This window comes from Streptomyces sp. NPDC005423, from assembly GCF_040606415.1.
Taxonomy (GTDB): domain Bacteria; phylum Actinomycetota; class Actinomycetes; order Streptomycetales; family Streptomycetaceae; genus Streptomyces.
Genome location: NZ_JBEXET010000018.1, coordinates 1 through 25831, shown reverse-complemented (window position 1 = coordinate 25831; position 25831 = coordinate 1). Strand labels below are relative to the sequence as shown.

Below are 25831 nucleotides of genomic sequence, written 5' to 3'. Positions count from 1 at the left end.
GGGGCCTTTCTCCCCTACCTGTTGGCGGGCGGACCGTCCTTCGGGCGGCCGGGCACTCCGGGGCGCCGCTGCCACGGATGCGGTCCGGCGGGCGGGCGGTAGGCGACGCCGAGGGCGTCGAGCCGCCGGTAGTGGGCGCGCATCCGCCGCTCGAAATCGGCGAAGTCCCGCTCCGCCGGGGCGGGCAGGGAGCTCCAGGCCACCTCGGCGAGGGCGGCGAGCCGGGGGAAGGTCTGGTAGTCCACGCGTGCGTGATCCTCCATCACCTCCGTCCAGACGTTGGCCTGGGTGCCGAGGACATGGCGGGCCTCGGCCTCGGTGAGCCGCTCGGGAACCGGTTCGAAGCGGTACACGTCCTCCAGGGTGCGCACATGGGCGATGGGCACCGGTTCGTCCGCACCGGGGGCCTGCCGCCAGTCCAGGTAGACGTGCTGCTCGGGGCACATGACGACGTCGTGGCCCGCGCGGGCGGCCGTGATCCCGCCCTCGTAGCCGCGCCAGGACGACACCACCGCCCCGTCGGCGAGGCCGCCTTCGAGGATCTCGTCCCAGCCGACGAGCCTGCGCCCGCGCGCGGAGAGCCAGGTGGCGAAGTGTCCGACGAACCAGGACTGCAACGCGTCCTCGTCGGCGAGTCCGAGTTCGCCGATGCGCGCCTGCGCGGCGGGCGACCGCCGCCACTGGTCCTTGAGGCATTCGTCGCCGCCGATGTGGATGAACTCCGAGGGGAAGAGTTGGAGCACTTCCTCGAACACCCCCTCGTAGAACCGCAGGGTGTTGTCAGTGGGGGCGAGTACGTTCGGAGAGATCCCCCAGGAGTCCCAGACGGAGAGGGAAGTGGTGTCGATGACATCGGTGTTGCCGAGTTCCGGATACGCGGCGATGGCGGCCTGCGAGTGTCCCGGTACGTCGATCTCGGGGACCACGGTGATATGCCGCCCGGCGGCGTAGGCGACGATCTCGCGGATGTCGTCCTGGGTGTAGTGGCCGCCGTGCGGCTTCTCCTCCCACAGCGGTGAGGCGCGGTGGCCGAATTTCGTGCGCGTCCGCCAGGAGCCGATCCCGGTCAGCTTCGGATGCCGCTCGATCTCGACCCGCCAGCCCTGGTCGTCCGTCAGGTGGAAGTGGAACACGTTCAGTTTGTGCGCGGCCATCAGGTCCAGATAGCGCAGGACGCCTTCCTTGGGCATGAAGTGCCGGGCGACGTCGAGCATGAGCCCGCGCCAGGGGAAGCGGGGCGCGTCCTCGATGGTCTGCTGGGGTACGCCGTGGGTGGTGCCGGGCCGGACGGGAGCGCGCCGGAAGGCTGCTGGTCCGAGCAGTTGACGCAGCGTCTGGGCGCCCCAGAAGACCCCGGCGGGGCTGCCGCCCGTGAGCACGACACCCCGGTCGGCGGTCACCTCCAGGCGGTACGCCTCCGTGGGCAGGGTGTCGTCGAGGCGCAGCGTGACGCCGTCGCGGGCGCCGTCGCGGCCCGGCGGCAGCGGCAGCGCGAGGGCGGCGCCGAGGGTGGCCCGCAGCCAGCGTTGCGTGGTCTCGGTGCCGGGCGCGCCCCACAGGGTGGTGTCCGGCCCGAAGGGGAAAGCGCCCCGGGCGGGGCCGTCAACGGCGACAGGCGCCGGAATCAGGTCAGTCACGCCCGCCCCGCTCACGCCCGTCCCGCTCGCGTCAGTCATGCCAGTCATGTCGGTCCTTCACCGCTCCGCCGAGTCCGGGAAACTTCGTGACCGGTCGCCTCCGGTCCGCGCGAGCCGACGCTCCGCGACCGCCGGGCCGCCGGGCCGCCGGGCACCACCGGCGTCACCCGGCGGAGCCGAAGGCGTCGTTCATCTTCTTGGCCGCGTCCGCGGAAGCCGCGGCGACGTCCTTCTTGCCGCTGATGACCTGCTGGAACATGGTCGGCAGCACGAGCGAGGCGTCGATCTGGGCCCAGGCGGGCGACGCGGGGACGAACTTGGTGCCGGAGGCGAGCGTCTTCACGAACGGCTTCACGAAGGGCTGCTCCGCCGCGACCTGGTCCCGTACGTCGGAGAAGGTCGGCAGGAACCCCATCGCGTCGAAGAGCCGGCCCTGTGTCGTCTTCGAGGTGAGGCTCTCCATCAGGCCGACCGCGAGCGTGCGGTGCGAAGTGCCTTTCAGGACACCGATGTTGTTGCCGCCGGCGAACGCCGGTGCCACCGAGCCGGGGGTCACGCCGGGCAGCGGGACGACCGCGTACTCGCCCTTCACCTTGCCCGCCTCGACGGCCTGGTGGCTGAAGTCGCCGCCGATCGCCATGGCGGCCTTGCCGGCGGCGAACGCGGTCACCGTGTCGTTGCCGCCCATGCCCGCGCACTGGGCGGCGGGGCAGTTGTCGGAGCCGAAGAGCGAGGTGTACGCCTTGATGCCCTTGCGAGCGGCGGCGCTGTCGATGGCGGAGGCGTACGAACCGCCCCGCCCGGTGGCGAGTTCACCGCCGTTGGCCCAGATGAACGGCAGCGCGCCGTAGGTGTAGGCACCGCCGACCGCGAGGCCGTAGAGCTCGGGCCGGGCGGCGTGGATCGTGCGCGCCGTGGTGACCAACTCGGCCAGGGTACTGGGGGGTTGGAGACCGAGTTCATCGAAGACGTCGGTGCGGTAGTAGAGCGCGCGGACGCCGACGTAGAACGGGGAGCCGTAGATCCTGCCGTCCACGGTCACCGACTGCCGGGCGGTCGGGTCGGTGTCCTTGGCCTCGTTCCAGGAGGTGAACTCCCGGGTGACGTCGGCGAGTCCGCCGTCCTTCACATAGCCCGCGGTGTCGGTGTTGCCGTACTCGATGAGGTCGGGGGCGCTCTTCGGGTCGTCGAAGGCGGCCTTGACGCGTCGGGCGCGGGTCTCGACGGGGATGTACTCGACGCGGACCCTGACGCCCTTGTGGGCCTTCTCGAAGGACGCCAGGACGGAGTCGACGACCTGTTCCTTCGGCTTGTTGTCGACCTCCTGGAAGAGCCAGACGCGCAGGGTCCCGGTCTTCTCGTCCTTACCGGAGGAGGTGCCGGAGCTCTGGGAGGAGCAGCCCGCGAGGGCGGCGGCCGTGAGCAGTACGGCGAGTCGGGGGGCGAGCTTCATGCAGCGTTCCTCCGAGCGTACGTTGCAGCATCTGCAATGGGGGTTTCACTCTGCACAACACCGCGGAGGCTAGGGACTACCCGAACCCGTCCGCAAGAGGCCCCCGCCGCTTCGGGACGCGCCGAGGCCCTCGCGGCGCGGCGCGGCGCGCCCCGAGGGCCTCACTACGGAAACGTCACACCCGGGAACTCCACCGGGCCCACCGGACGGGCTACTTGCCGCCGTCCTTGCCCTGGTCACCGTCGCCGCCGGCACCCATGGACTCGTAGATCTCCTTGCACATGGGACAGACGGGGTACTTCTTCGGATCGCGGCCGGGCACCCAGACCTTGCCGCACAGCGCCACGACGGGCGTCCCGTCCAGGGCGCTCGCCATGATCTTGTCCTTCTGGACGTAGTGGGCGAAGCGCTCGTGGTCACCGTCGCCGTGCGACACCTGCGGCGTCGGCTCTACGAGGGTCCCGGTACCAGTCCCGCGCTCGGGCTCAAGAGTGCTCATACAGCAAGGGTACTGAAGCCCGGGCCCATCAGTTGAGCGAAGGGTCGTCCGGATACGTCGCGACCATAGCCAGCTCGTTGCGCTGGCGGCGCAGCACCTCGCGCCAGAGTCTCTCCGGGGACGGCGAGGAGACGTCGCCGGGCTCCGACTCGACGACGTACCAGGCGCCCTCCACCAGCTCGTCCTCCAGCTGTCCCGGGCCCCAGCCGCTGTACCCGGCGAAGATCCTGAGCGAGCCGAGCGCCGAGGCCAGCAGCTCCGGCGGGGCCTCCAGATCCACCAGCCCGATCGCGCCGTGCACCCGCCGCCAGCCGAGCGGGGTACGCTCGCCGACCGCGCCGCCCGGGATCACCGCGACCCCGAGGGCGGAGTCCAGCGAGACCGGGCCGCCCTGGAAGACCACCCCGGGTTCACCGGCGAGATCCGCCCAGCCCTCCAGGATGTCGCAGACGTCCACCGGGGTGGGCCGGTTGAGGACGACGCCTAGGGAGCCCTTCTCGTCGTGGTCGAGGAGGAGCACCACCGCACGGTCGAAGTTCGGGTCCGCCAGGGCGGGGGTCGCCACGAGCAACCGCCCTGTGAGCGAGGACACCTCGGTCATGCCTGACATGATCCCGCATCTTCGCCTCCGAGGGGGAGGCAATGCGGGTTCAGGGGTGATTACGGACCGCGCGCCGCGAGAACCGGCCCGTCAGGGCACCACCGGAGAGCTGTTGCGGGACCGGCGGGACGGAGCGCGGCGGCCGGGGCGCGGAGCCCCTCCGGTGACCCGTTGTGCCCGATGAGGAACGGTATGTGTTGTGACACGGCTATGACGCGGCTGGGCGGTCCCTGGGCTTACGGGAGAGGGGTGGGCGGCGATTACTCTGTCTCTTCGGCCCCCTGCCCCACTCATCGGAACGCGAGATACATGACCGTCAACGGCTCAGACGACGTACTGCTTGTCCACGGCGGCACCCCGCTGGAGGGCGAGATCCGGGTCCGCGGTGCGAAGAACCTCGTACCGAAGGCCATGGTCGCCGCCCTGCTGGGCAGTGCGCCAAGTCGACTGCGCAACGTTCCCGACATCCGCGACGTGCGCGTCGTCCGCGGACTGCTCCAGCTGCACGGGGTGACGGTCCGTCCGGGCGAGGAGCCGGGCGAGCTGATCCTCGACCCCTCGCACGTGGAGAGCGCCAACGTCGCCGACATCGACGCCCACGCCGGCTCGTCGCGCATCCCGATCCTGTTCTGCGGCCCGCTGCTGCACCGGCTCGGGCACGCGTTCATCCCGGGCCTCGGCGGCTGTGACATCGGCGGCCGGCCGATCGACTTCCACTTCGAGGTGCTGCGGCAGTTCGGCGCGAAGATCGAGAAGCGTGCGGACGGCCAGTACCTGGAGGCCCCGCAGCGGCTGCGCGGCACGAAGATCCAGCTGCCGTACCCGTCCGTGGGCGCCACCGAGCAGGTGCTGCTGACGGCCGTGCTCGCGGAGGGCGTCACCGAACTCGCCAACGCGGCCGTGGAACCGGAGATCGAGGACCTCATCTGCGTACTGCAGAAGATGGGCGCGATCATCGCCATGGACACCGACCGGACGATCCGCATCACCGGTGTCGACTCCCTCGGCGGCTACAACCACGCGGCCCTGCCGGACCGTCTGGAGGCCGCGTCCTGGGCCTCGGCGGCGCTGGCGACCGAGGGCGACATCTACGTCCGTGGCGCCCAGCAGCGGTCGATGATGACGTTCCTCAACACCTACCGGAAGGTGGGCGGTGCCTTCGCGATCGACGACGAGGGCATCCGCTTCTGGCACCCCGGCGGCCAGTTGAAGTCCATCGCGCTGGAGACGGACGTGCACCCCGGCTTCCAGACGGACTGGCAGCAGCCGCTGGTCGTCGCCCTCACCCAGGCCACCGGGCTGTCCATCATCCACGAGACGGTCTACGAGTCCCGCCTCGGCTTCACCTCCGCGCTCAACCAGATGGGCGCCCACATCCAGCTCTACCGCGAGTGCCTCGGCGCCTCGAACTGCCGCTTCGGGCAGCGCAACTTCCTGCACTCGGCGGTCGTCTCGGGACCGACCCGCCTCCAGGGCGCCGACCTGGTCATCCCCGACCTGCGCGGCGGCTTCTCCTACCTGATCGCCGCTCTCGCGGCCCAGGGCACCTCCCGCGTCCACGGCATCGACCTCATCAACCGCGGCTACGAGAACTTCATGGAGAAGCTCGTCGAGCTGGGCGCGAAGGTCGAACTGCCGGGCAAGGCGCTGGGCTAGACGCCCTCGGGCGCACCGCTCGGCCGGGCGTCGCCGCGTAAGGCGGGCGCACCGCTCGGCCACGGCGTTCGCGCGTACGACGATGGGGCGGCCACCCTGACCGGGTGGCCGCCCCATTCGCGTTGCTCAGCCTCGTACGCAATCCCGTCGCGTACGCGAAGGCTTACTTGCCCTTGGCGGCTTCCTTGAGCTTCGAGCCCGCGGACACCTTGACGCTGTAGCCGGCGGGGATCTGGATCGGGTCGCCGGTCTGCGGGTTGCGCGCGGTGCGAGCGGCACGGTGGGTGCGCTCGAAGGTCAGGAAGCCGGGGATGGTGACCTTCTCGTCGCCCTTGGCGACGATCTCGCCGACGGTCTCGGCGAACGCGGCCAGAACGGCGTCGGCGTCCTTGCGGGTCACCTCGGCACGGTCGGCCAGCGCGGCCACCAGCTCACTGCGGTTCATGTTGTTACTCCCGTGTTCTTCTTGCCGTTTGAGGCGTGCCACGCGGCGGAGCCGCATATCGGGCACGGTGAAGCCGATGCTGCCAGGTTCCCCGGTGGGTCCCCGGACCCGGGTCCGCCGTCAGGCCCTCGCGCCCAGGGACGCATCCTGCCCCTACCTGCGGCGGGAAAGCCAATCCGGCACCCGTAGGAGTCGCGAGAACACCCTTGGGAGTCACACGAGAGGCGCCACCGCGTCAGCGGGGTGACGCCCCCGTCCGCTCCCGGCGGCGGATCTCTGGGCCTCGCAGGCCCGGAACCCGGCCGCCACGATAAACGGCCGCCGAAGGCGCCGAGTTCCGCGACGCGCCGGGGGGCGGCCGGTCGTGGCGATCCTCACAACCGCCGCACCTGGTACCCGGTACCCCGTTACGCCGCTACGACGCGTTCGTAGCGGCGCCGCTATGTCGCTACGCCGTTACGCCGCTACGACGCCGAGGCCGCCGTCACGCCGGCGGCCTTCGCCGCGTCGCGTACCGCGCCGGCCACGGCACCCGCGACCTTGTCGTTGAAGACGCTGGGGATGATGTAGTTCGGGTTGAGCTCGTCCTCGGTCACCACGTTCGCGAGTGCGGTCGCCGCGGCCAGCATCATCTCGGTGTTGACGGTGGTGGACTGCGCGTCCAGCAGACCGCGGAAGACACCCGGGAAGACCAGCACGTTGTTGATCTGGTTCGGGAAGTCCGAGCGGCCGGTGGCCACCACGGCCGCCGTCTGACGGGCGACGGCCGGCTCGACCTCGGGGTCGGGGTTCGCGAGCGCGAACACGATCGCGCCGTCGGCCATCGCGGCCACGTCGTCGCCGTCGATGACGTTCGGGGCGGAGACCCCGACGAAGACGTCGGCGCCGCGCACGGCCTCCTTCAGCGTGCCCGTCAGGTTCTCCGGGTTGGTGTTGTCGGCGATCCAGCGCAGCGGCGAGTCGGCCGCGGCGTCGACCAGGTCCTCGCGGTCGCAGTGCACGACACCGTGGATGTCGGCGACGACCGCGTTCTTGACGCCCGCCGCGATCAGCAGCTTCAGGATGGCGGTACCGGCCGCGCCCGCTCCGGACATGACGACCCGTACGTCACCGATCGCCTTGTTGACGACCCGCAGCGCGTTGGTCAGCGCGGCCAGCACCACGATCGCGGTGCCGTGCTGGTCGTCGTGGAAGACGGGGATGTCGAGGGCCTCGCGCAGCCGGGCCTCGATCTCGAAGCAGCGGGGCGCGGAGATGTCCTCCAGGTTGATGCCCGCGAAGCCGGGCGCGATGGCCTTGACGATCTCGACGATCGCGTCGGTGTCCTGGGTGTCCAGGCAGAGCGGCCAGGCGTCGATGCCGGCGAACCGCTTGAACAGGGCCGCCTTGCCCTCCATGACCGGCAGTGCGGCCTTGGGGCCGATGTTGCCCAGGCCGAGCACGGCCGAGCCGTCGGTGACGACCGCGACGGAGTTGCGCTTGATGGTGAGGCGGCGCGCGTCCTCGGGGTTCTCCGCGATGGCCATGCACACCCGCGCGACGCCCGGGGTGTAGATCATGGACAGGTCGTCACGGTTGCGGATGGGGTGCTTGGACTGCATCTCGATCTTGCCGCCGAGGTGCATGAGGAACGTACGGTCGGAGACCTTGCCGAGGCTGACGCCCTCGATGCCGCGCAGCTTCTCCACGATCTCGTCGCCGTGCGCGGTGGAGGTCCCCGCGATGGTGACGTCGATGCGGAGCTTCTCGTGACCGGACGCGGTGACGTCGAGGCCGGTCACCGAGCCCCCGCTTGACTCCACGGCCGTGGTGATCTGGGAGACCGCGGTTCCGCTCGCGGGCACCTCCAGACGGACCGTAATCGAGTAGGAGACGCTGGGCGCCGTTGCCATGGCCGACTTCCTCTGCTTTCACCGTGACGCTGGGTATGCCGTCGATGGTCGCACCTACTGTCGGGTAGGCGTTAGCCACCCCCGATTGCGAACGTTTTGTTCATGACGAGAAGAGGCCCACGTCACCTTTACGGTGACGTGGGCCTCTTCCTTCGTTCAATGACACCGGCCCGCCATGCTCGCCTCGCGGCAAGTGGTCGCTCGTAGCGACGAAGGTTGGGCCCGGGGGCTTGGATCGGGCCGGTGTCACACCCAGGCTAACAAACGGATGGCGTAAGGCCATTCCCCACCGGAGACTTCACAGGAATCCGCCGGTGACACGGTCCCCGCGACGGCGGCGCCCTACTCCCGGAGCAGGTCGGGCACTCCCGACCCGTCCGGCTGGTCCCGGTCGGTGGAGACGACCGTGAGCTGCTGGGTGGCGCGGGTGAGGGCGACGTACAGGACGCGCAGGCCGGCGGGCGACTCGTCGGCGATCTCGGCGGGTGAGACGACGACCGTGGCGTCGTATTCGAGTCCCTTCGCCTCCAGGCTGCCGAGCGCCACCACGCGGTCGCCGAGGCCGGCCAGCCAGCGGCGGGCCTCCTCGCGGCGGTTCATGGCGACGACCACGCCGACCGTGCCGTCGACCAGCGCGAGCAGCCGGGCGGCCTCCTCGCGGACCGTGCCGGCCAGGGAACCGCGTACGGCGGCGCCCTGTTCCCTCTCCGTCGCCACGAAACGCGGCCGCAGGCCGGTGGAGCGGACGGCGGTCGGGGACTCGGCGCCGGGCATGGCGAGGGCGAGGACCTTGGCGGCGAGTTCGGCGATCTCGGCCGGGTTGCGGTAGTTCACGGTGAGGGTGAAGCGGCGGCGGGGACGGCTGCCGAGCGCCTCGTCGCGGGCCGCGGCGGCCTCCTCGGGGTCGGACCAGGAGGACTGGGCAGGGTCGCCGACGACCGTCCAGGTGGCGTGCCGGCCGCGCCGGCCCACCATCCGCCACTGCATGGGGGTGAGGTCCTGGGCCTCGTCGACGATGACGTGCGCGTACTCGGTCCGCTCCTCGGCGAGCCGCTCGGCCCGCTCGCGCCGCGTCTCCTCCCGTACGGGCATCAGCTCGTCGAGTCCGGTGAGCTGGTCCAGCGGGTCCAGCTCGCGTTTGCGGCGCGGGCGGGCCGGGGTGCCGAGGATCGCCCGGAGTTCGTCCAGCATCGCCACGTCGTGCACGGACAACCCGTCGCGCTTCAGTGAACGGGCGGTGCGGCGCACTTCGCCGGGGTTGAGGACCCGTCTCGCCCAGCGGCCCAGGCGCCGTTCGTCGGACATCGCGTCGAGGACCGCGCGCGGGGTCAGCTCGGGCCACCAGGCGTCGAGGAACGCGATGAAGTCGTCCTCGCCGGTGATGTCCTCGTCGAAGGAGGAGCGCAGTTCGGCGGCGAGTTCGGGGTCGGAGTGCCGGCCGGCCGCGCCGGAGCGCTCCCAGAGTGCGTCGAGGAGGAGCTTGCGGGCGCGCGGGCGGAGCAGGTTGACCGGCGCGGTGCCGCTCAGCGCGCTCTGCCGGATGCGCTCCAGGTCGGCGGCGTCCAGCTCCAGCCGCCGGTTGAACGCAACGACGCGCAGCCGGGCCGGTGAATCGTTCAGCTCCAGTGCTCCGCGCGCGGCTTTCCGCAACACCGTGAGCATGCGGTACGAGCCCTTGGCGCGGGCCACGGCCGGCGCGTCGTACAGCGTGGCCCCGGCGCTGCCCGCGTCCTCCGCGAGTGAGCCGATGGCGCGGATCGCGACCTGCCCCTCCTCGCCGAGGGAGGGCAGGACGCCCTCGGTGTAGGCGACGAGCAGGGGCGTGGGCGAGACGATGAGGATGCCGCCCGCGTACCGGCGCCGGTCCTGGTAGAGCAGGTAGGCGGCGCGGTGCAGCGCCACGGCCGTCTTGCCGGTGCCGGGGCCGCCCTCGACGTAGGTGACGGAGGCAGCCGGGGCTCGGATCACCAGGTCCTGTTCGGCCTGGATCGACGCCACGATGTCCCGCATGGTGTGGCTGCGGGCCTGGCCGAGCGCGGCCATCAGGGCGCCGTCGCCGATGACGGCCAGTGCACGGCCGTCGAGGGAGGCGGTGAGTTCGGGGCGCATCAGGTCGTCCTCGACCCCGAGGACCTGGCGGCCCTTGGAGCGGATGACGCGGCGTCGTACGACCCGGCCGGGTTCGACCGGGGTGGAGCGGTAGAAGGGCGCGGCGGCGGGCGCCCGCCAGTCGATCACCAGCGGGGCGTACTCGGAGTCCAGGACCCCGATGCGTCCGATGTGCAGGGTTTCGGCGATGTCGGCGGTGTTGTCGTCCCGTACGGCGCCTTCGGCCGGTTCGACGGCGGTGTAGGCGCCGTCGGGCCCCTTCCTGCCGTCCTTCCCGGGCAGCAGGTCGATCCTGCCGAAGAGGAAGTCCTCGAACTCGTTGTTGAGCCGGTTGAGGTGGATGCCGGCACGGAAGACCTGGGCGTCCCGCTCGGCGAGCGCGCCGGGCGTGCCGACCTGGCCGCGCTGGGCGGCGTCGTTCATGAGGAACTCGGCCTCGTGGATCTTCTCCTCAAGGCGCCGGTAGACCCGGTCGAGGTGTTCCTGTTCGACCCCGATCTCCCGGTCCCGTACCGAATCCGGGTTGGATTCGTCGACCGTTCCGCGCGCGGTCTCCTGTTGAGCCTGAGCCTGTGCGGCCACCGGGTCCCCTTCTGACGTGCTGAGCAGCCGTCAACCGTACGCGAAGGGGACCCCTTGTAGCTACGCGTCGACCTGCACGAGTCGCTTTCCGTCGAACGTCATGACCTCGAAGTGGTCGATCTGGTTCGGGGTGAGGGCCGCGCCGCCCTGGGCGTAGAGCGGGTTCTTGGCCTCCTCGGTCTTGGCGTTGGTGATGCCGTAGCCCCAGTTGGGGACCGACCAGGAGGTCATGGTCTCGCGCTCGCCGTTCTTGCCGACGGCGATGAGCGAGCACTTGAGCGGGCCCTTGACGTTCTTCAGTTCGAGGACCGCCTGGGTGCCCCAGGCCTTCGGCGCCATGGCGACGGTCGCGCTGACCTTGGTGCCGGAGTCCGTGGCCGAGACCTTGTCGGACAAGGTGTCGAAGGTGGACTTCGCGGTCGCCGCGAGGGGCGTGGCGCTCTGTCCCGAGTCGCTGCCGCCGCCGGCCGCCATGACGGCGATGGGACCGGCGATGATCAGCGCCACGGAGGCGGCGATCATGTAGAAGCTGCGCCGGCGCTTCAGGGCGCGGCGTTCGCCGACGTCGTCGACGAGCCGTTCCACCAGCCGGGGGCTGGGTTTGGCGGAGAGCGACTCGCCGATCGCGGGGGTGCCGGAGCCCGGCAGGTCCGCGAGTGCGGCGAGCATGGGTTCCATCCCGGACAGCTCGTCGAGCTGCTGTGCGCACCATTCGCAGGTGGCGAGATGGACCTCGAACGCGGTCGCCTCCGCGTCGTCGAGGATGCCCAGCGCGTAAGCGCCTACGGTCTCGTGTTCGTTCGAGCCCTGTGATCCCTGCATGGGACCAGGACTACCCGTTCCGATTCCCCCGTAAATGCTCATGCCGTCACCCCCCGCTCCTCCAGAGCCAGCTTCATCGAACGCAGGGCGTAGAACACCCTTGAGCGCACCGTGCCACTGGGGATGCCAAGCGTCTCAGCCGCCTCATTGACGGTACGCCCCTTGAAGTACGTCTCGACGAGCACCTCCCGGTGGGCCGGGGTCAGGTCGTCCAGCGCGTCCGACAGTGTCATCAGCCACAACGCCTTGTCGATCTCGTCCTCCGCGGGGATGACCTCCAGCGGTGACGGGTCAACCTCCTGCGGCCGGGCCTGCCGGCTGCGGTGACCGTCGATGACGATGCGCCGGGCGACCGTCACCAGCCAGGGTCGTACCGAACCGGTCGCCCGATTGAGCTGGCCGGCGTTCTTCCAGGCACGGATGAGGGTTTCCTGCACCACGTCCTCGGCACGCTGCCGGTCGCCCGCCACCAGCCTGAGTACATAGGCCAGGAGGGGTCCGGCGTGCTCTCGGTACAGGGCACGCATCAGCTCCTCGTCAGGTTCCGAGGGCTGGGACATGCGATGTCGGGCCCTCGGTGCGCGTTCATTGGCCACGACGGAATCCTTGCGCACGCCCACCTCCGGTGTCCGGGGGATCCCCCAGTCGGTCGCTCATCCACGGGTACGCAGGGGGGTACCGGAGTGTTCAACGTGACGTGACAGTTTTCTTCCCGGTGTCGTGACGAGAGGGACATGAGTGCACATTTACGCTGTACGTTCTTTACATTTCCACCACATCGGCAAGATCGCTCGGGCTGCCCGGGAGCGGGCTCCCGGAAACGCGGTGTTGTCGAAATCACGTCGGCTCCGTTGAACCACCCCCCTCACAGAAGCCGCGAATCGGACTCTCAGGCGCGCGCGAGGGCCGCGCGCCGGCGGTGCCGGGCCACCCTTTCGCGGTTTCCGCAGACCTCGCTGGAGCACCAGCGGCGGCGCCGTCCGCGGGAGGTGTCGAGGTAGACGATCGGACAGCTGTCGCCCTCGCACTCCCGCAGACCCGCCCGGGCGACCGGGTCGGTGAGCAGTTCCACGGCGTCCCTGGCGATCACCGCGAGCAGCGCGGCACACTCCGGCGGACCGGCCAACCGGCGTACGAGCGTGCCGTCTTCGCCGCGTACGGCGCGGGGGGCCGGGGGCGCGGTGCCGGCCAGCTCGTTGATCCTGGCCAGCGCGATGTCGTAGGGCCGGGCGTCGGGGACCAGGCCGCGCACCAACTGGGCTATCTGGCCGCGCAGTTCGCGGAAGCCGGCCAGCCAGGAGGGGTCGGCGCGGGTGAGCGGGGTGTCCGGCGGGACGAGCGCGGAACGGACGATCCACGCGCGCAACGGTTCGAGGGCGTCCAGCCGTTCCTCGGGGTGGGTGGTCGCCAGCAGATCGAGACAGATCCGCCCGGCGTCGAACCGCAGCTCGTAGGGGGCCGTGGGCGTGCCCAGTGCCATGTGCCTGTCACCGCCTGAGAGTTACCCCGGTCGGACGGGTCGGTGCGTCGCGAGTGCGGGGGTGTGGGGAACCGTTCTCCCTACAGTGCCTGCCCACTCCCCCGGCCGGAACCCCTCACACCGGGCACGGTCGCGCGCGGCAGCGGCCAGGGGGGCGGGGCCCAACCGGCTCAACCGGCTCAACCGGCTCAACCGGCCTATCCGTCGGAGTACTTGGCGTCCGCCGCCGGGTCAAGCGCCAGTCGGTACCCGCGTTTCACCACCGTCTGGATCAGCTTCGGCGCGCCGAGTGCCGTACGGAGGCGGGCCATCGCCGTCTCCACGGCGTGTTCGTCGCGCCCGGCACCCGGCAGCGCCCGCAGCAGCTCCGCGCGGGCCACGACCCATCCCGGCCGGCGGGAGAGCGCCCGCAGCAGCGACATGCCGGCCGGTGGCACCGCCCGCAACGTCCCGTCCACCACGACAGCCTGGCCGCGGATCTCCACCCGGTGTCCGGCGATGGGCAACACCTTTGCACGGCCCGGGAGTTCCTGGCACAGCAACTGCACCAGCGGTCCGAGCCTGAACCGTTCCGGCTGGAGGGTGTCGACGCCGTGGCCCTGCAAGGGCAGCGCGGTGACCGGGCCGACGCAGGCGGTCAGGACGTCGTGCCCGAGCGCCGCGAGTACCTCGGGCAGCAGGCCCCGCGTCTCGGCGCGGGACAGGAAGGACGCGGCGGCGGGCGCGCTGGTGAAGGTGAGCGCGTCCACGCCGCGCGCGACCGTCGCGTCCAGCATCCGGTCCACCGGGCCGATGTCCTCGGGCGCCATCCACCGGTACACCGGCACCCCCACCACGTCCGCTCCCCCGGCCCGCAGCGACTCGACGAACCCGGGCAGCGGCTCCCCGTGCAGCTGTACGGCGATCCGGCGGCCCTCGACGCCCTCCTCCAGCAGCCGGTCGAGCACCTCGGCCATGGACTCGGACGACGGGGACCACTCCTCGGTCAGACCGGCGGCCCGGACCGCCCCTTTGACCTTGGGCCCGCGCGCGAGCAGCTCCACCTCGCTCAGCCGGTCCAGCAGGGTCTCACCGAGTCCCCAGCCGTCCGACGCCTCGATCCAGCCGCGGAAGCCGATCGCGGTGGTGGCGATCACGACGTCCGGGGCCCGGTCGATCAACTCCTGCGTGGCGGCGAGCAGTTCGCTGTCGTCGGCGAGGGGCACGATGCGCAGGGCGGGCGCGTGCACGACGTTCGCGCCGCGCCGCTGGAGCAGCGTTCCCAGTTCCTCGGCCCGGCGCGCGGCGGTGACGCCCACGGTGAACCCCGCGAGCGGGCCGTGCTCGCCGCCGTCCGGTCGCTGCTGTTCGTCGTACATGGTTCTCGTCCCGGGGCTGGAGTCGTCGTGCGTACGGAGGTGCCGCACCTGTGTGACCTACATGGCGAACGAGCCTGTCAACGGTGCGTGACAGGCCCGGTTCACCATGATGTCGTCGGTGTTACGTCACACCTCCGCATATCCGAGGTGCGGTGTCGCTTCCGACGCCGAGGTGTCGGTGTGCGTCCGGTCGGCGGGGCGGCGAAGGTATACGGCCCAGGTGACCGCGAAGCAGAGGCCGTAGAAGGCGAGGAAGGCGGTGAACGCGCCGGTGCCGGTGCCGGAGGAGAGGAACGACTGGCGGAAGGCGAGGTTGATGGCGACCCCGCCGAGCGCGCCGACCGCCCCGATGAGTCCCATGGAGGCTCCGGAGAGCCGCCGCCCGTAGGCCACCGCCTCGTCGCCCGTGAGCCCCTCGGCCAGCGCCTTGCGCTGGAAGATGCCGGGGATCATCTTGAACGTGGAGCCGTTGCCGAGACCGCTCAGCGCGAACAGCGCGATGAACACGGAGACGAAGAGGGGCAGCGACTTCTGCCGGCCGGCCACGATCAGGACGGCGGTGGCGGCGGCCATGGCGACGAAGTTCCAGAGGGTGATCCGCGCGCCGCCGTAGCGGTCGGCGAGCCAGCCGCCCACGGGCCGGATCAGGGAACCGAGCAGCGGCCCGATGAAGGTGAGATAGGCCGCCTGGAGCGGCGTACGCCCGAACTGCACCTGGAGCACCTGCCCGAAGGCGAACGCGTACCCGATGAACGACCCGAACGTGCCGACGTAGAGGAACGCCATGATCCAGGTGTGTGCGTCCCTCGCGGCGTCCTTGGCGGCGCCGGTGTCGTTCTTCACGGAGGTCAGGTTGTCCATGAAGACGGCGGCGAGGATGGCGGCGACGAGGATCAGCGGGATGTAGATCCCCAGCAGCACGCGCGGTCCGCCGCTCGCGCCGATGATCGCCAGCGCCACCAGCTGGATGACCGGTACGCCGATGTTGCCGCCGCCGGCGTTCAGCCCGAGGGCCCAGCCCTTCTTCCGCAGCGGGAAGAAGGCGTTGATGTTGGTCATGGAGGAGGCGAAGTTGCCGCCGCCGATACCGGCCAGCAGGCCGATCCAGAGGAAGGTGTGGAAGGAGGTCCCCGGCTTCATCACCGCGAACGCGGCGATCGTCGGGACGAGCAGGAGGCTCGCGGAGACGATGGTCCAGTTGCGCCCGCCGAAGACGGCGACGGCGAAGGTGTAGGGGACGCGCACGACCGCGCCGACCAGCGTCACCACCGAGGTGAGCAGGAACTTGTCGGCCGGGGTCAGTCCGTACTCCGGGCCCATGAAGAGCACCAGCACCGACCACAGCGTCCAGATCGAGAAGCCGATGTGCTCGGAGAGGACGGAGAAGGCGAGGTTGCGCCGGGCGATCTTCTCGCCGCCCTCCCGCCAGAAGGTCTCGTTCTCGGGATCCCAGTGCTCGATCCACTTGCTCTGGGCTGTCATGACGCCTCCACGTGCTCCGGGCCGGGCTCAGGGGTTCGGGGGTCCCCTTTCGGGGTGCTGAGTCCTGAAGGTAGGGAGGACGCGTTTCCGCGCTGTGGCTGTGGGTGACCTGGCGGGAACGTTGCTCTCACGTACGGCGGAGGGCGGCGGTGAGGTGGCCCGGGGCGACGGCGGGACGCGGGGGGAGGGACCCTTCGCTGAAAAAGCGTGACACTTGGCGCTGAAGTGTCACGCTTTTTTGGCGAAGGGTCCCCCGGGGAGACCGGCGCGGGACCGCGATGCTCACGTTTCGGGGTGGGGGCGGGCCAGGCGGCCGAGCAGGGCTATCGCGTCGTCGAGGGGCACCGGCTGGAAGAACCGTGCGTCGGCGAGCTCGACGGCGGCGATCGCGCGGGGGGCCAGCTCGGCGCCGGTGTCGGTGACGCGCAGGCGTTTGGCGCGGGTGTCGGCCGGGTCGACCTCGCGCTCGACGAGCCCTTTCTCCTCAAGGGTGCGCAGGACCTGGGAGGTCATCTTGACATCGGTGCCCGCTTGGCGGGCGAGGGCCAGCTGGTTGGGGCGCTCCCCCTGACCGTTGAGCCACCAGGCGCAGGCGAGCAGCACGAACTGCACATGGGTGAGACCGAGGGGGGCCAGGGCTGTGGCGACGTCCCGCTGCCAGCGCAGCGTGGCGTGCCACAGCAGCAGCCCGGGGCTCTCGCCGGGGCTGAGTGGCATCAGCGCAGGGCCAGTTCGACCAGCGAGGCCATGGTGTCGGGCCAGTCAGCGGTGATTCCGGGGCCGATCTGGGGACCGGCCTCGTCGGCGCCGGGGCCGGTGATCTCCATCCGGTAGACCACCCGGACCCGGTCGCGGTCGATCCGGTCGATCCGGTGGACGGTCCGCAGCAGCAGGTCGCCGAAGCGGGCCTCGTCGACGAAGAGTTCGCCTTCCGTGGCCTCGGTGATCCGCAGCAGTACCGGGTCGTCCCCGGGCGGCGTCATCGTGATCCGGCTGCCCGCCGCGAACGGACCGTTGATCTCGATCTTCTCGATCTCGCCGTTCCAGGTGCCCCAGTTCTCGACGTCGGCCCAGAGCCGCCAGATCGCCTCGGCGCCGGCACCGGTCTCGACACTGTGCTCGTACTCCCACATGCGGGCCTCCTCGACCAGATAATGTGTTCATAGATTATCTGCGCGCAGACTATCTGTCGAGTGAGGGGAAGATCTGGTGCGGCCCCGGAGACTCCCGGTACCGGCCGCTAGGAAGACGTCCTCTTACCCCAACCACCCTCCCGGGCAACCCCGTTGGGCCAGAGTCGAGGGCTCCGCCGGGCGGCGAGGTCCTCGACCCAGCCGAACGCGAGGATCGCCAGGGCGATCAGCGGCCAGACGAGGACGAACATCAGGAAGGTGTACGACGAGTCGAGGGCCGCGGAGGCGGTGTCGCCTTGCAGGAAGGGGACGTCGTAGAGCCGGTCGATGATCGGGACGGTGGCGATGATCAGCAGGTTGTGCCAGAGGTAGATCGTCATCGCGCGGTTGTTGGAGAGGGTCACCAGCCTGTCCCACCGGGCCAGGCGGCCGGGCAGCTCCCGCCAGGACGGGGAGTACTGGAGCAGGATCACCACGAAGCCGAAGGACCAGGCCGCCTGGGCGAGCGGGATGTCGTTCAGGTCCCAGCCGTCCGGGCCGAGATGACCGGACGCCCACCACAGGCCGAGGGCCATGAACAGGGCCGAGCCGGACACCGCCAGATAGCGGGGGACGCGCTTCAGCACCCCCTCGTGGTGGGCGAGGCCCAGGACCCAGCAGCCGCCGTAGACACCGAAGTCGGTGACCGCGTCGCCCGTTTCGCCGGGGATCGTGACCAGGCCCGTGCCCACCACCGCCGTCAGCGCGAGAGGCGCCAGCAGCGTGGCCCACGGGACCTTCCTGAACGCCCACAGCAACAGCGGGGAGGCCAGCACGAACCACAGGTACGCCCGCAGGTACCACAGCGGGCCCGCCGCGTCGTCCGGCCAGGCCGCCTCCAACAGGCCCGACGCGGAGCCCAATTGCTCCGGGTACGGCGGCGCGCCGATCGGCACGAGGTAGTCGAGGAGTCTCGGCAGCCCCCAAGTGCCGCCGATGTCAGGGTCCTTGAGCGGATTCCAGCCGTCCGCGAACATCATCGTCAACGCCACCGCCGCGAACGCCCAGAGCGGCGGCAGCAGTCGCCGCAGCCTGCCCCTGATCACGCTCGGCGCCGGACGGTTCAGCGAGCGGGCCATCAGTGAACCCGCCAGCGCGAACATCACGCCCATCGACGGGAAGAGCACCGACAGCCAGGCCCAGCCGAAGAGGTGGTAGACGACGACCCGGACCAACGCGATCGAACGCAGGAGATCCAGATAGCGGTCCCGGCCACCGTCCTTCCTCGCGCCGGTTGCGGTGCCGGTCTCCGGGCCGGTCGCGGGTTCCGCCTGCCGCTGCCGCGGAAGCCCGTACGCCGGTGTCGCCTCGGGGTCGGGGTCCGTTCCCGCGCCCGCCGTGTGTCCCTGGGTCATGCCACCGGCCTCCGGTCACTCACGCCACGGTCACTCACGCCACGGACGCCCGCGCCGTGGGCCCGCGGGCTCGGCACCGCTCCGACCGGCGCCCCGACGACTCCGGTGCGCCGCAGCTTCTGCCAGCGCAGCCGCCCTCCGGTCAGCGCGGTGATCCAGGACTGGAGCAGCACGACGTACATGAGCTGGCGGTAGAGGATCTGCTGGAGGGGCAGCGAGACGAGATGGGTCATGCGTTCGCGGTCCAGGCGGAAGGCGTACGCAGCGCAGACCGCCTGGAGGGCGAGCACACCCAGCCACGCCACGATCGTCCTGCGCGTCGGGCCGAACACCACGCCGTAGAGCAGGAAGACGTCGATCAGCGGGGCCAGCAGCGGGGCCAGCACCATGAAGAGGGAGACCAGGGGCAGACCGACCCGGCCGAAGCGGCCCGACGGGCCCCGCTCCAGCAGGGCGCCGCGGTGTTTCCAGATCGCCTGCATGGTGCCGTAGGACCAGCGGTAGCGCTGGGACCACAACTGCTGGACGGATTCCGGGGCTTCGGTCCACGCGCGGGCCTTCTCGGCGTAGACCACGCGCCAGCCGTCGCGGTGCATCGCCATGGTGATGTCGGTGTCCTCGGCGAGGGTGTCGTCGCTCATGCCGCCGACCCGCTCCAGCGCGCTTCTCCTGAACGCCCCCACGGCGCCCGGGATGGTGGGCATGCAGCCCAGGACGTCGTACATGCGGCGGTCGAGGTTGAAGCCCATCACGTACTCGATGTGCTGCCAGGCGCCGATGAGCGAATCCCGGTTGCCGACCTTGGCGTTGCCCGCGACCGCGCCGACACGCGGGTCGCCGAAGGGCTGGACCAGCTCGCGGACGGTGGCCGGTTCGAAGACCGTGTCGCCGTCCATCATCACGACGAGGTCGTGACGGGCGTTCGCCAGACCGCGGTTGAGCGCGGCCGGCTTGCCGGCGTTGGGCTGCCGCACCACCCGGACACCGGGCAGACCGAGCCCCTCCACGATGCCCGCCGTGCCGTCACTCGAACCGTCGTCGATCACCACCACCTCGATGGGATGCTCGCTCGCCGTCAGTGAACGGACGGTGTTCTCGATGCACTTGGCCTCGTTGTAGGCGGGGACCAGGACCGTCGCCGGTTCGGTGACCGGTGCCCCCCAGGCGAAACCGCCGGCGCGCACCCGGCGCGCGTGCACGGCGGAGAGCAGCAGCATCAGGGCGAACCGGGCGATGACCAGGGAGCCGATCACCGCGAGGCCGACCACCATCGCGTCCGTGAGGTCGTCCGAGGCGCGGACCAGGAAGATCCACGCCTTGCCCTGCCAGAGGTCGACGCCGGTCACCGGGGTGAGGGCGCTGGGCGCGCCGAGCGCCTCGGTGAGGTTGTCGAACCGGTAGCCCCGGTGCTGCATCAGGGGCAGGAACCGGTCCAGCGCCCGCACGGTCTGGTGGCGGTCGCCGCCGGAGTCGTGCATCAGGACGATCGCGCCCTCGCCGCCGTGCGGGGTGGCGTTCCGGACGATGCTGCCTACGCCGGGCTTCCGCCAGTCCTCGCTGTCCCTGTCGTTGACGACGGTGATGTAGCCGCGGGTGCCGATGTACCGGGTCACCGGCCACGACGCGTTGTCCATGGCGTCGGCGGAGGACGAGTACGGCGGCCGGAACAGCGAGGTGCGGATACCGGCCGCGCCGCTAATCGCCAACTGGTTCTGGGTCAGCTCCCAGTCGATGCGCCGGGGGGACTGGAAGGAGAGGTCGGGGTGGCTGAAGGTGTGCAGCCCGACCTCGTTGCCGTCGGCCACCATGCGTCTGACCAGGGCGGGGTAGCGCGAGGCCATGGTGCCGGTGACGAAGAAGACCGCGTGCGCGTGGTGCTTCTCGAGCACGTCGAGGACCTTGGGGGTCCAGGTCGGATCGGGTCCGTCGTCGAAGGTCAGGACGATCCGGTGGTCCGGCACGTCGAGGCTGGCCGTACGGCCGCCACGGGTGTCGATGACCGGGCCGCCGTCGAGGATCTCCCCGGGCACCTTGTCGGTGGCGGCCTCGGGGCGGACACGGTGGTCGGCGAGGATCTCGCTGTGCACATAGCCGCGCAGCATCATCATCGCCAGCAGTGCGACGAGGACCAGCACCGGCAGCAGGAAGCGCATGGACAGGCGGCGGCGGGCGGAACGGGCCGGAGCGGCGGACACGGCACCGGCACGGTGGGTGCGCGATGCCATCAGACGACACTCTCCGTGGAGGGGAGCGACGCGGGCAACGCGGGCAGTTCAGGCGACGCGGGCGAGGAAGGCGATGCGGGCGGCGCGGACGACGGGTCCGGGTCCGCCGGTTCCGACGCCACCGGCGGCGCGGAGACCGGGGCGTCGGCGACCGTTCCGGTGCCCGCGGTCGGGGACGGAGACACGGACGGGCCCGGCGGGGCGCTGCTGGTCGACGGGGCGGGGCCGGGCGAGGTCGACACCGGCGGTGACACGGACGGACGCACCACCGGAGAGGTCGGTCCGGTCTGCCCGGTGCCCGCCCCGCTCCTGGACGCCGTCGGCCGCGGAACGGCGGACGTGCTCGGCCGGCCGGGGCGCGCGGAGGCTCCGGTCCCGCCGGTCGCACCGGTCCCGCCGGGTCTGGCGGCGGCCATGGGCGTCGTACCGTTGCCCGCCGTGGGCGGACTGCCGGGCGGGAGGACCCCCGAGCCCGTGCCGCCGCTCGGCGGGACCGAGGCGGTGGGCAGCGGCGAGGTGTCGACCTTGCCGGCCGGCGAGCCGTCGTTCTGGCCGGGCACGGGCAGCCAAGGCGCGTCCGAGCTGCCGGAGAGCAGCGTGACGACGATGGCGACGGCGTAGACCGCGCAGGCGACCCCGATCACCATGCCGATCCGGCGGAACGTACGGCCGCGCCGCCCCGACTCGTCGACGAAGACGGGCCGGTCGGAGCCCTCGGGTCCACTGCCGGCCACGGCCGACCCGACTGACCCGGCAGGCCCGACTAACCCGGGTGACCCGACTGACCCGACTGACCCGACTGACCCGACTGACCCGGGTGACCCGGCTGACCCGGCCGGCAGCGGTCCGACGTCGGCGAGCTGGACGGTCACCTCGTCGGGATCGTCACCCCCACCCCGTCCGCCCGCCAGAAGCTCGGGTGCCGCGCCCTCCGGGAAGGCCTGTGCCCCTTCTCCCGCGCCCACCGTTTCCGACGCCCCGGATGCTGCCTCGGGCCACTCCGGTCGGGTCTCTTCTCGCCACTTCTCGACGCGCACGTTCATCCCCCCACGGGACAGTTGCGGGCGCGCGTCCGACCCCTGAGCTCACGCCGCCGAACCGGGCCCCCACCCGGTTCTTGCGCCCCCCTTACCACACCGTGCTCAGGTGCCTGAAGGTAGCGCAGTGGGGCTCTCGACGTGCGGGATGTGTCATTTTTACGTTTTTATCATGTCCACGTCCATGGCTGGAATCCATCCATCGGCGGGCCGGATCAGCCAGTTCTCCGCCGAGCCGATCTCCGCCGCAGCTCGAACAAGTGTGTTGAATCCAGGGTGCACCAGCCCCTTTCGCCACACGAGCGACACAGGGGACAACGGCACCGGCTCCACCAGAGGCCTCAGCACCGTCCGCGGCATGGCCGGAAAATCCACCACGGCGAGAACCGGATTCCGGGTCTTCGCCATGATCCGCCCGAACTCCTCGTCCCCCACGGCGAAGGGGGCGGGCGGCGCGACCGCGATGCCACGCCCCTCGAACAGCCGACGCGCCAGATCCGTCCACTCGGGGGTGCGCGGGTTCCCGGCACCGGCGTACACGCTCTCCCCCGCGAGCGCCGCCAGGGGCACCTCCGCCAACGCCGCGAGCCGGTGATCCTCGGGCAGCACGACCGCCATGGGCTCGTACCGGACCGGCCGGTGCGCGAGACCGGCCCGCAGCGCCGGTTCCAGCCCCGCGAACCGCCCGAACGACACGTCGAGCCGCCCCGCGAGCAACTCCAGCGCCGCGCCGCCCAGTCCGCTCTCGTACCGGGCCATCAGCTCCTGCTCCGGCGCCAGTTCACGGGCCCGGAGCAGCACCCGTCGCCCGGTGCCGAGACCCGGCGAGTTGAGATCCACCAGCAGCGGCCGGGCCTGCCGGAAGGCGCCGAGCAGCTCGTCCTGCGCCGCGAGCACCCGCCGGGCGTACGGCAGCAGACGCTCCCCGTCCGCCGTCAACGTCACCTGCCGGGTGGTCCGTACGAAGAGCTCGGCGCCCAACTCCCGTTCCAGGCGCCGCACATCACGGCTGAGGGCCTGCTGGGCGAGGTAGAGCCGGGCGGCGGCGCGGGTGAAGTGCAGCTCTTCGGCGACGGTGACGAAGGCACGGAGGAGGCGGGGGTCCAGATGGGCGGGGGTCCGGGACATCCGGTGAACCTACAACCCGGGTGCGTGAATCAGCGCCCGGAAGGTGTTGGACCCCGCGGACCGCCCGGAGCGACCGTGACCCCATGCCCACCTCCCCGACCACATCCCAACCGACCGCATCCCAACCTGCCGCATCCCAACCAACCTCCTACCGCGCCCTGTTCGCCCTCCCGGGCACCCGGGCCTTCATCGCGGGCAACCTCCTCGCCCGCCTCCCGATGGGCATGTTCGGGGTGAGCGCGGTGGTGATGATCGCCGGTACCCGGGGCTCGTACGCCCTCGCCGGCGCCGTCAGCGCTACCGGCCTGGCGGCGACCGCCGTGGCGGGGCCCTGGGTGGCGCGGCTGGTCGACCGGTACGGCCAGGCGCGAACCGGCGTGCCCGCGACGGTCATCGCGGTCCTCGGTGCCCTGGCGCTGCTGCTCTGCGTGCGGCTCGGCGCGCCCGACTGGACACTCTTCGCCGCGTACGCCGCGACCGCGACGACACCCAACACGGGGGGCATGTCCCGGGCCCGCTGGGCGCATCTGCTGGCGGGGGACGCGGGCGCGCTGCACACCGCGAACTCCTTCGAACAGGCCGCCGACGAACTCTGCTTCCTGCTCGGTCCTGCGCTCGCCGCCTTCCTGAGCGGCACGCTCTTCCCGGAAGCGGGGATGCTCGTCGCGGCCCTACTGCTGCTGACCGGGATGCTGGTCTTCGCGGCCCAGCGCGCCACCGAGCCGCCGCCGCGCCCGTCGGTACGGGGCCGGGCGCCGCTGCGGGTGCCCGGCATGCCGCCGCTGATCGCCGGGTTCGTCGCGACCGGCGCGGTGTTCGGCGCGCTGGAGGTCGTCACACTGGCGTACGCGGACGCCCACGGGCACCGCTCGGCGGGCGGCGCGGTGCTCGCGCTCCAGGCGGCCGGGTCCTGCGCGGCGGGCCTGCTGTACGGCACGCTGAGACCGGCCGCTCCCCCGGAACGCCGGCTGCCGTGGTGCCTGCTGGCGATGGCCGCCCTGATGTCCCTGCCCCTGCTGGCGGCCCGCGCGCTCGACTCCCTCCCCGCCCTCGCGGCGGCGCTGCTCCTCGCGGGCACGGCGACCGCCCCGACCATGGTCACCGCGCTGACCCTGGTCCAGCACCGCACCCCCGAGGGGCGCCTGAACGAGGGCATGAGCCTGGCCGTGACGGGGCTGCTGGCCGGGGTCGCCTGCGGCTCGGCGGCGGGCGGCTGGACGGTGCAGCGTCTGTCGCCCACGGCGGGCTTCCTGGTTCCGGTGGCGGCGGCGGCCGGGGCGCTGCTGATCGGTCTCCTCGGGAGGCGTGCCCGGCCCGGCCGTCGAATCGCTTGCGCCAATTCCTGCCGTACCCATTGACGCACCCACGGGGTGTACATACCTTCCTGCGTCGAAGCGCTTCGACGTTCCGCGTCGAATCGATTCGACCACGCGTCCCCGGTCGGTTCGACGCGGACGCGTGGCGCCCCGATACCCGTCCGACTTACGCGGAGGCACTGGATGTTGACGGCACGAAGGCGTGCGACGGCCGCGGCGGTGATCCTCAGCGGATCACTGCTCCTCTCCTCCTGCTCCGGCTCGGACAGCGGTTCCTCGGACGGCAAGACCCTGAAGCTGTGGCACTACGAGGGCCCCGACAGCGCGATGGGCGTGGCCTGGAACGAGGCCATCAAGGAGTTCGAGGCCCAACACCCGGGCGTCAAGGTGAAGTTCGAGGAGAAGGGTTTCGAGCAGATCCAGAAGACGGCCCCGATGGTCCTCAACTCCTCCGACGCGCCCGACCTCATGGAGTACAACAAGGGCAACGCGACGGCGGGACTCCTGTCCAAGCAGGGCCTGCTCACCGACCTCACCGCCGAGGCGACGAAGCGCGGCTGGGACAAGAAGATCCCGTCCAGCGTCGGCACGACCAGCAGGTACGACGCCAACGGCGTGATGGGCTCCGGCAAGTGGTACGGCGTCACCGACTACGGCGAGTACACGATGGTCTACTACAACAAGGAGCTGTTCAAGAAGTACAAGATCGCCGAACCGAAGACCCTCGACGAACTCACCGCCGCCATGGGCCAGTTCGCGGCCAAGGGCGTCACCCCCCTCGCCAACGCGGGCGCCGAGTACATAGCCCAGCAGTACCTCTACCAGCTGGCCCTGTCGAAGGCCGACCGCGCCTGGGTCGACAAGTACGAGCTGTACAAGGGCAAGACGGACTTCCACGACGCCGCCTGGACGTACGCGGCGACCACCTTCGCCGACTGGGTGAAGAAGGGGTACATCGCCAAGACCTCCAGCGGGACCAAGGCCGAGGACGCCGGTGTCTCCTGGATCCAGGGCAAGGCACCGATCCTGTTCTCCGGCAGCTGGTGGTACGGCCGCTTCCAGACGGAGGCCAAGTTCGACTGGGACACCACCCTGTGGCCCGGCTCGAACCTCACCCCCGGCTCCGGCGGCAACCTCTGGGTCGTCCCCAAGGGCGCCAAGAACAAGCAACTCGCCTACGACTTCATCGACATCACCCTGTCGAAGAAGATCCAGAACCTGCTCGGCAACAAGGGCGGCATCCCGGTGGCGGCCGACACCTCCGCGATCACGGACCCCAAGTCCAAGAAGCTGATCGCCGACTTCAACACCGTCTCCGGCCGCGACGGCCTGGCCTTCTACCCCGACTGGCCGGTCCCCGGCTTCTACGACGTCCTCGTCTCCGAGACCCAGAAGCTGATCACCGGCAGCGAGAAGCCGGACGCCTACCTGAGCAACCTGCAGAAGGCGTACGACAAGGGCGTACCCACCACATGACGGTCACCGCCGAAAGGGGCGCGCGGGCCGTCGGCGCGGGCCGGTCCACCTACTTCCGTGCCTGCCAAGGGAGTTGTCCATGAAGTCGGAGGGCGGGCGCGGGCTC

Annotated in this window: 21 protein-coding genes; 4 read left to right on the top strand and 17 right to left on the bottom strand. The window is 71.0% G+C overall.

The features are described from left to right. Positions 1-14: 14 nt before the first annotated feature. From ABZT12_RS20145 to ABZT12_RS20130, 4 genes are all read right to left on the bottom strand, one after another. On the bottom strand, positions 15-1685 hold the full coding sequence (locus ABZT12_RS20145; protein ID WP_356385971.1) for a beta-N-acetylhexosaminidase: 1671 nt from the start codon (positions 1683-1685) through the stop codon (positions 15-17). Positions 1686-1800: 115 nt separating this feature from the next. Beyond that, on the bottom strand, positions 1801-3090 hold the full coding sequence (locus ABZT12_RS20140; protein ID WP_356385968.1) for an extracellular solute-binding protein: 1290 nt from the start codon (positions 3088-3090) through the stop codon (positions 1801-1803). A gap of 211 nt (positions 3091-3301) precedes the next feature. Continuing rightward, complete coding sequence (locus ABZT12_RS20135) at positions 3302-3589, bottom strand: DUF3039 domain-containing protein (RefSeq protein ID WP_356385965.1); 288 nt, start codon at positions 3587-3589, stop codon at positions 3302-3304. 28 nt (positions 3590-3617) lie between these two features. Continuing rightward, positions 3618-4190, bottom strand: a complete 573-nt coding sequence (locus tag ABZT12_RS20130) for a YqgE/AlgH family protein (protein ID WP_356385962.1) — start codon at positions 4188-4190, stop codon at positions 3618-3620. A gap of 309 nt (positions 4191-4499) precedes the next feature. Here ABZT12_RS20130 and murA point away from each other — a divergent pair, with 309 nt between their 5' ends. Then, positions 4500-5846: a UDP-N-acetylglucosamine 1-carboxyvinyltransferase gene (gene murA, locus ABZT12_RS20125; protein ID WP_356385959.1), complete on the top strand. Its 1347-nt coding sequence runs from the start codon at positions 4500-4502 to the stop codon at positions 5844-5846. 163 nt (positions 5847-6009) lie between these two features. Here murA and ABZT12_RS20120 read toward each other — a convergent pair whose 3' ends face one another. From ABZT12_RS20120 to ABZT12_RS20065, 12 genes are all read right to left on the bottom strand, one after another. Further along, positions 6010-6291 (bottom strand): HU family DNA-binding protein, encoded by a 282-nt coding sequence (locus ABZT12_RS20120; protein WP_007382399.1) that lies wholly within the window; start codon positions 6289-6291, stop codon positions 6010-6012. 464 nt (positions 6292-6755) lie between these two features. Beyond that, on the bottom strand, positions 6756-8183 hold the full coding sequence (locus ABZT12_RS20115; RefSeq protein WP_356385956.1) for an NAD-dependent malic enzyme: 1428 nt from the start codon (positions 8181-8183) through the stop codon (positions 6756-6758). A gap of 342 nt (positions 8184-8525) precedes the next feature. Beyond that, positions 8526-10790 (bottom strand): UvrD-helicase domain-containing protein, encoded by a 2265-nt coding sequence (locus tag ABZT12_RS20110; protein WP_356386290.1) that lies wholly within the window; start codon positions 10788-10790, stop codon positions 8526-8528. 144 nt (positions 10791-10934) lie between these two features. Beyond that, a complete protein-coding gene (locus ABZT12_RS20105; protein WP_356385953.1) occupies positions 10935-11696 on the bottom strand; it encodes a zf-HC2 domain-containing protein in 762 nt (253 codons plus the stop codon). Positions 11697-11734: 38 nt separating this feature from the next. Then, entirely contained in the window at positions 11735-12256 is a 522-nt protein-coding gene (locus ABZT12_RS20100; protein WP_010039908.1) for a sigma-70 family RNA polymerase sigma factor, read from the bottom strand. A 329-nt stretch (positions 12257-12585) separates the two neighbouring features. Beyond that, complete coding sequence (locus ABZT12_RS20095; protein ID WP_356385950.1) at positions 12586-13176, bottom strand: CGNR zinc finger domain-containing protein; 591 nt, start codon at positions 13174-13176, stop codon at positions 12586-12588. A gap of 197 nt (positions 13177-13373) precedes the next feature. Next, positions 13374-14534 (bottom strand): uroporphyrinogen-III synthase, encoded by a 1161-nt coding sequence (locus ABZT12_RS20090; RefSeq protein WP_356385947.1) that lies wholly within the window; start codon positions 14532-14534, stop codon positions 13374-13376. Positions 14535-14660: 126 nt separating this feature from the next. Beyond that, positions 14661-16016 (bottom strand): nitrate/nitrite transporter, encoded by a 1356-nt coding sequence (locus tag ABZT12_RS20085; RefSeq protein WP_356385945.1) that lies wholly within the window; start codon positions 16014-16016, stop codon positions 14661-14663. Between the two features lie 282 nt (positions 16017-16298). Continuing rightward, the gene (locus ABZT12_RS20080; RefSeq protein WP_356385942.1) at positions 16299-16733 is read right to left on the bottom strand and encodes a MarR family transcriptional regulator; all 435 of its coding nucleotides are present in this window, start codon (positions 16731-16733) and stop codon (positions 16299-16301) included. Further along, the gene (locus tag ABZT12_RS20075) at positions 16733-17149 is read right to left on the bottom strand and encodes a polyketide cyclase (protein ID WP_356385939.1); all 417 of its coding nucleotides are present in this window, start codon (positions 17147-17149) and stop codon (positions 16733-16735) included. Before ABZT12_RS20075 ends, ABZT12_RS20080 begins: the two co-directional genes overlap by 1 nt. A 107-nt stretch (positions 17150-17256) precedes the next feature. Next, positions 17257-18543 (bottom strand): acyltransferase, encoded by a 1287-nt coding sequence (locus ABZT12_RS20070; RefSeq protein WP_356385936.1) that lies wholly within the window; start codon positions 18541-18543, stop codon positions 17257-17259. Beyond that, positions 18540-20768: a bifunctional polysaccharide deacetylase/glycosyltransferase family 2 protein gene (locus tag ABZT12_RS20065; RefSeq protein WP_356385933.1), complete on the bottom strand. Its 2229-nt coding sequence runs from the start codon at positions 20766-20768 to the stop codon at positions 18540-18542. The genes ABZT12_RS20070 and ABZT12_RS20065 overlap by 4 nt, the downstream gene beginning before the upstream one ends. A gap of 15 nt (positions 20769-20783) precedes the next feature. Between ABZT12_RS20065 and ABZT12_RS20060 the strand changes: the two genes are divergently transcribed. Then, positions 20784-21389 (top strand): hypothetical protein, encoded by a 606-nt coding sequence (locus ABZT12_RS20060; protein ID WP_356385930.1) that lies wholly within the window; start codon positions 20784-20786, stop codon positions 21387-21389. Positions 21390-21964: 575 nt separating this feature from the next. Here ABZT12_RS20060 and ABZT12_RS20055 read toward each other — a convergent pair. After that, positions 21965-22933 carry a LysR family transcriptional regulator gene (locus ABZT12_RS20055; protein WP_356385927.1) on the bottom strand — a complete coding sequence of 323 codons (969 nt, stop codon included), beginning with the start codon at positions 22931-22933 and terminating at the stop codon, positions 21965-21967. Between the two features lie 83 nt (positions 22934-23016). On the opposite strand from ABZT12_RS20055, the gene ABZT12_RS20050 reads away from it, so the two are divergent. Next, positions 23017-24291: an MFS transporter gene (locus ABZT12_RS20050; protein WP_356385924.1), complete on the top strand. Its 1275-nt coding sequence runs from the start codon at positions 23017-23019 to the stop codon at positions 24289-24291. Between the two features lie 141 nt (positions 24292-24432). Continuing rightward, positions 24433-25725 carry an extracellular solute-binding protein gene (locus tag ABZT12_RS20045; RefSeq protein ID WP_356385921.1) on the top strand — a complete coding sequence of 431 codons (1293 nt, stop codon included), beginning with the start codon at positions 24433-24435 and terminating at the stop codon, positions 25723-25725. The last annotated feature ends 106 nt before the right edge of the window (positions 25726-25831 follow it).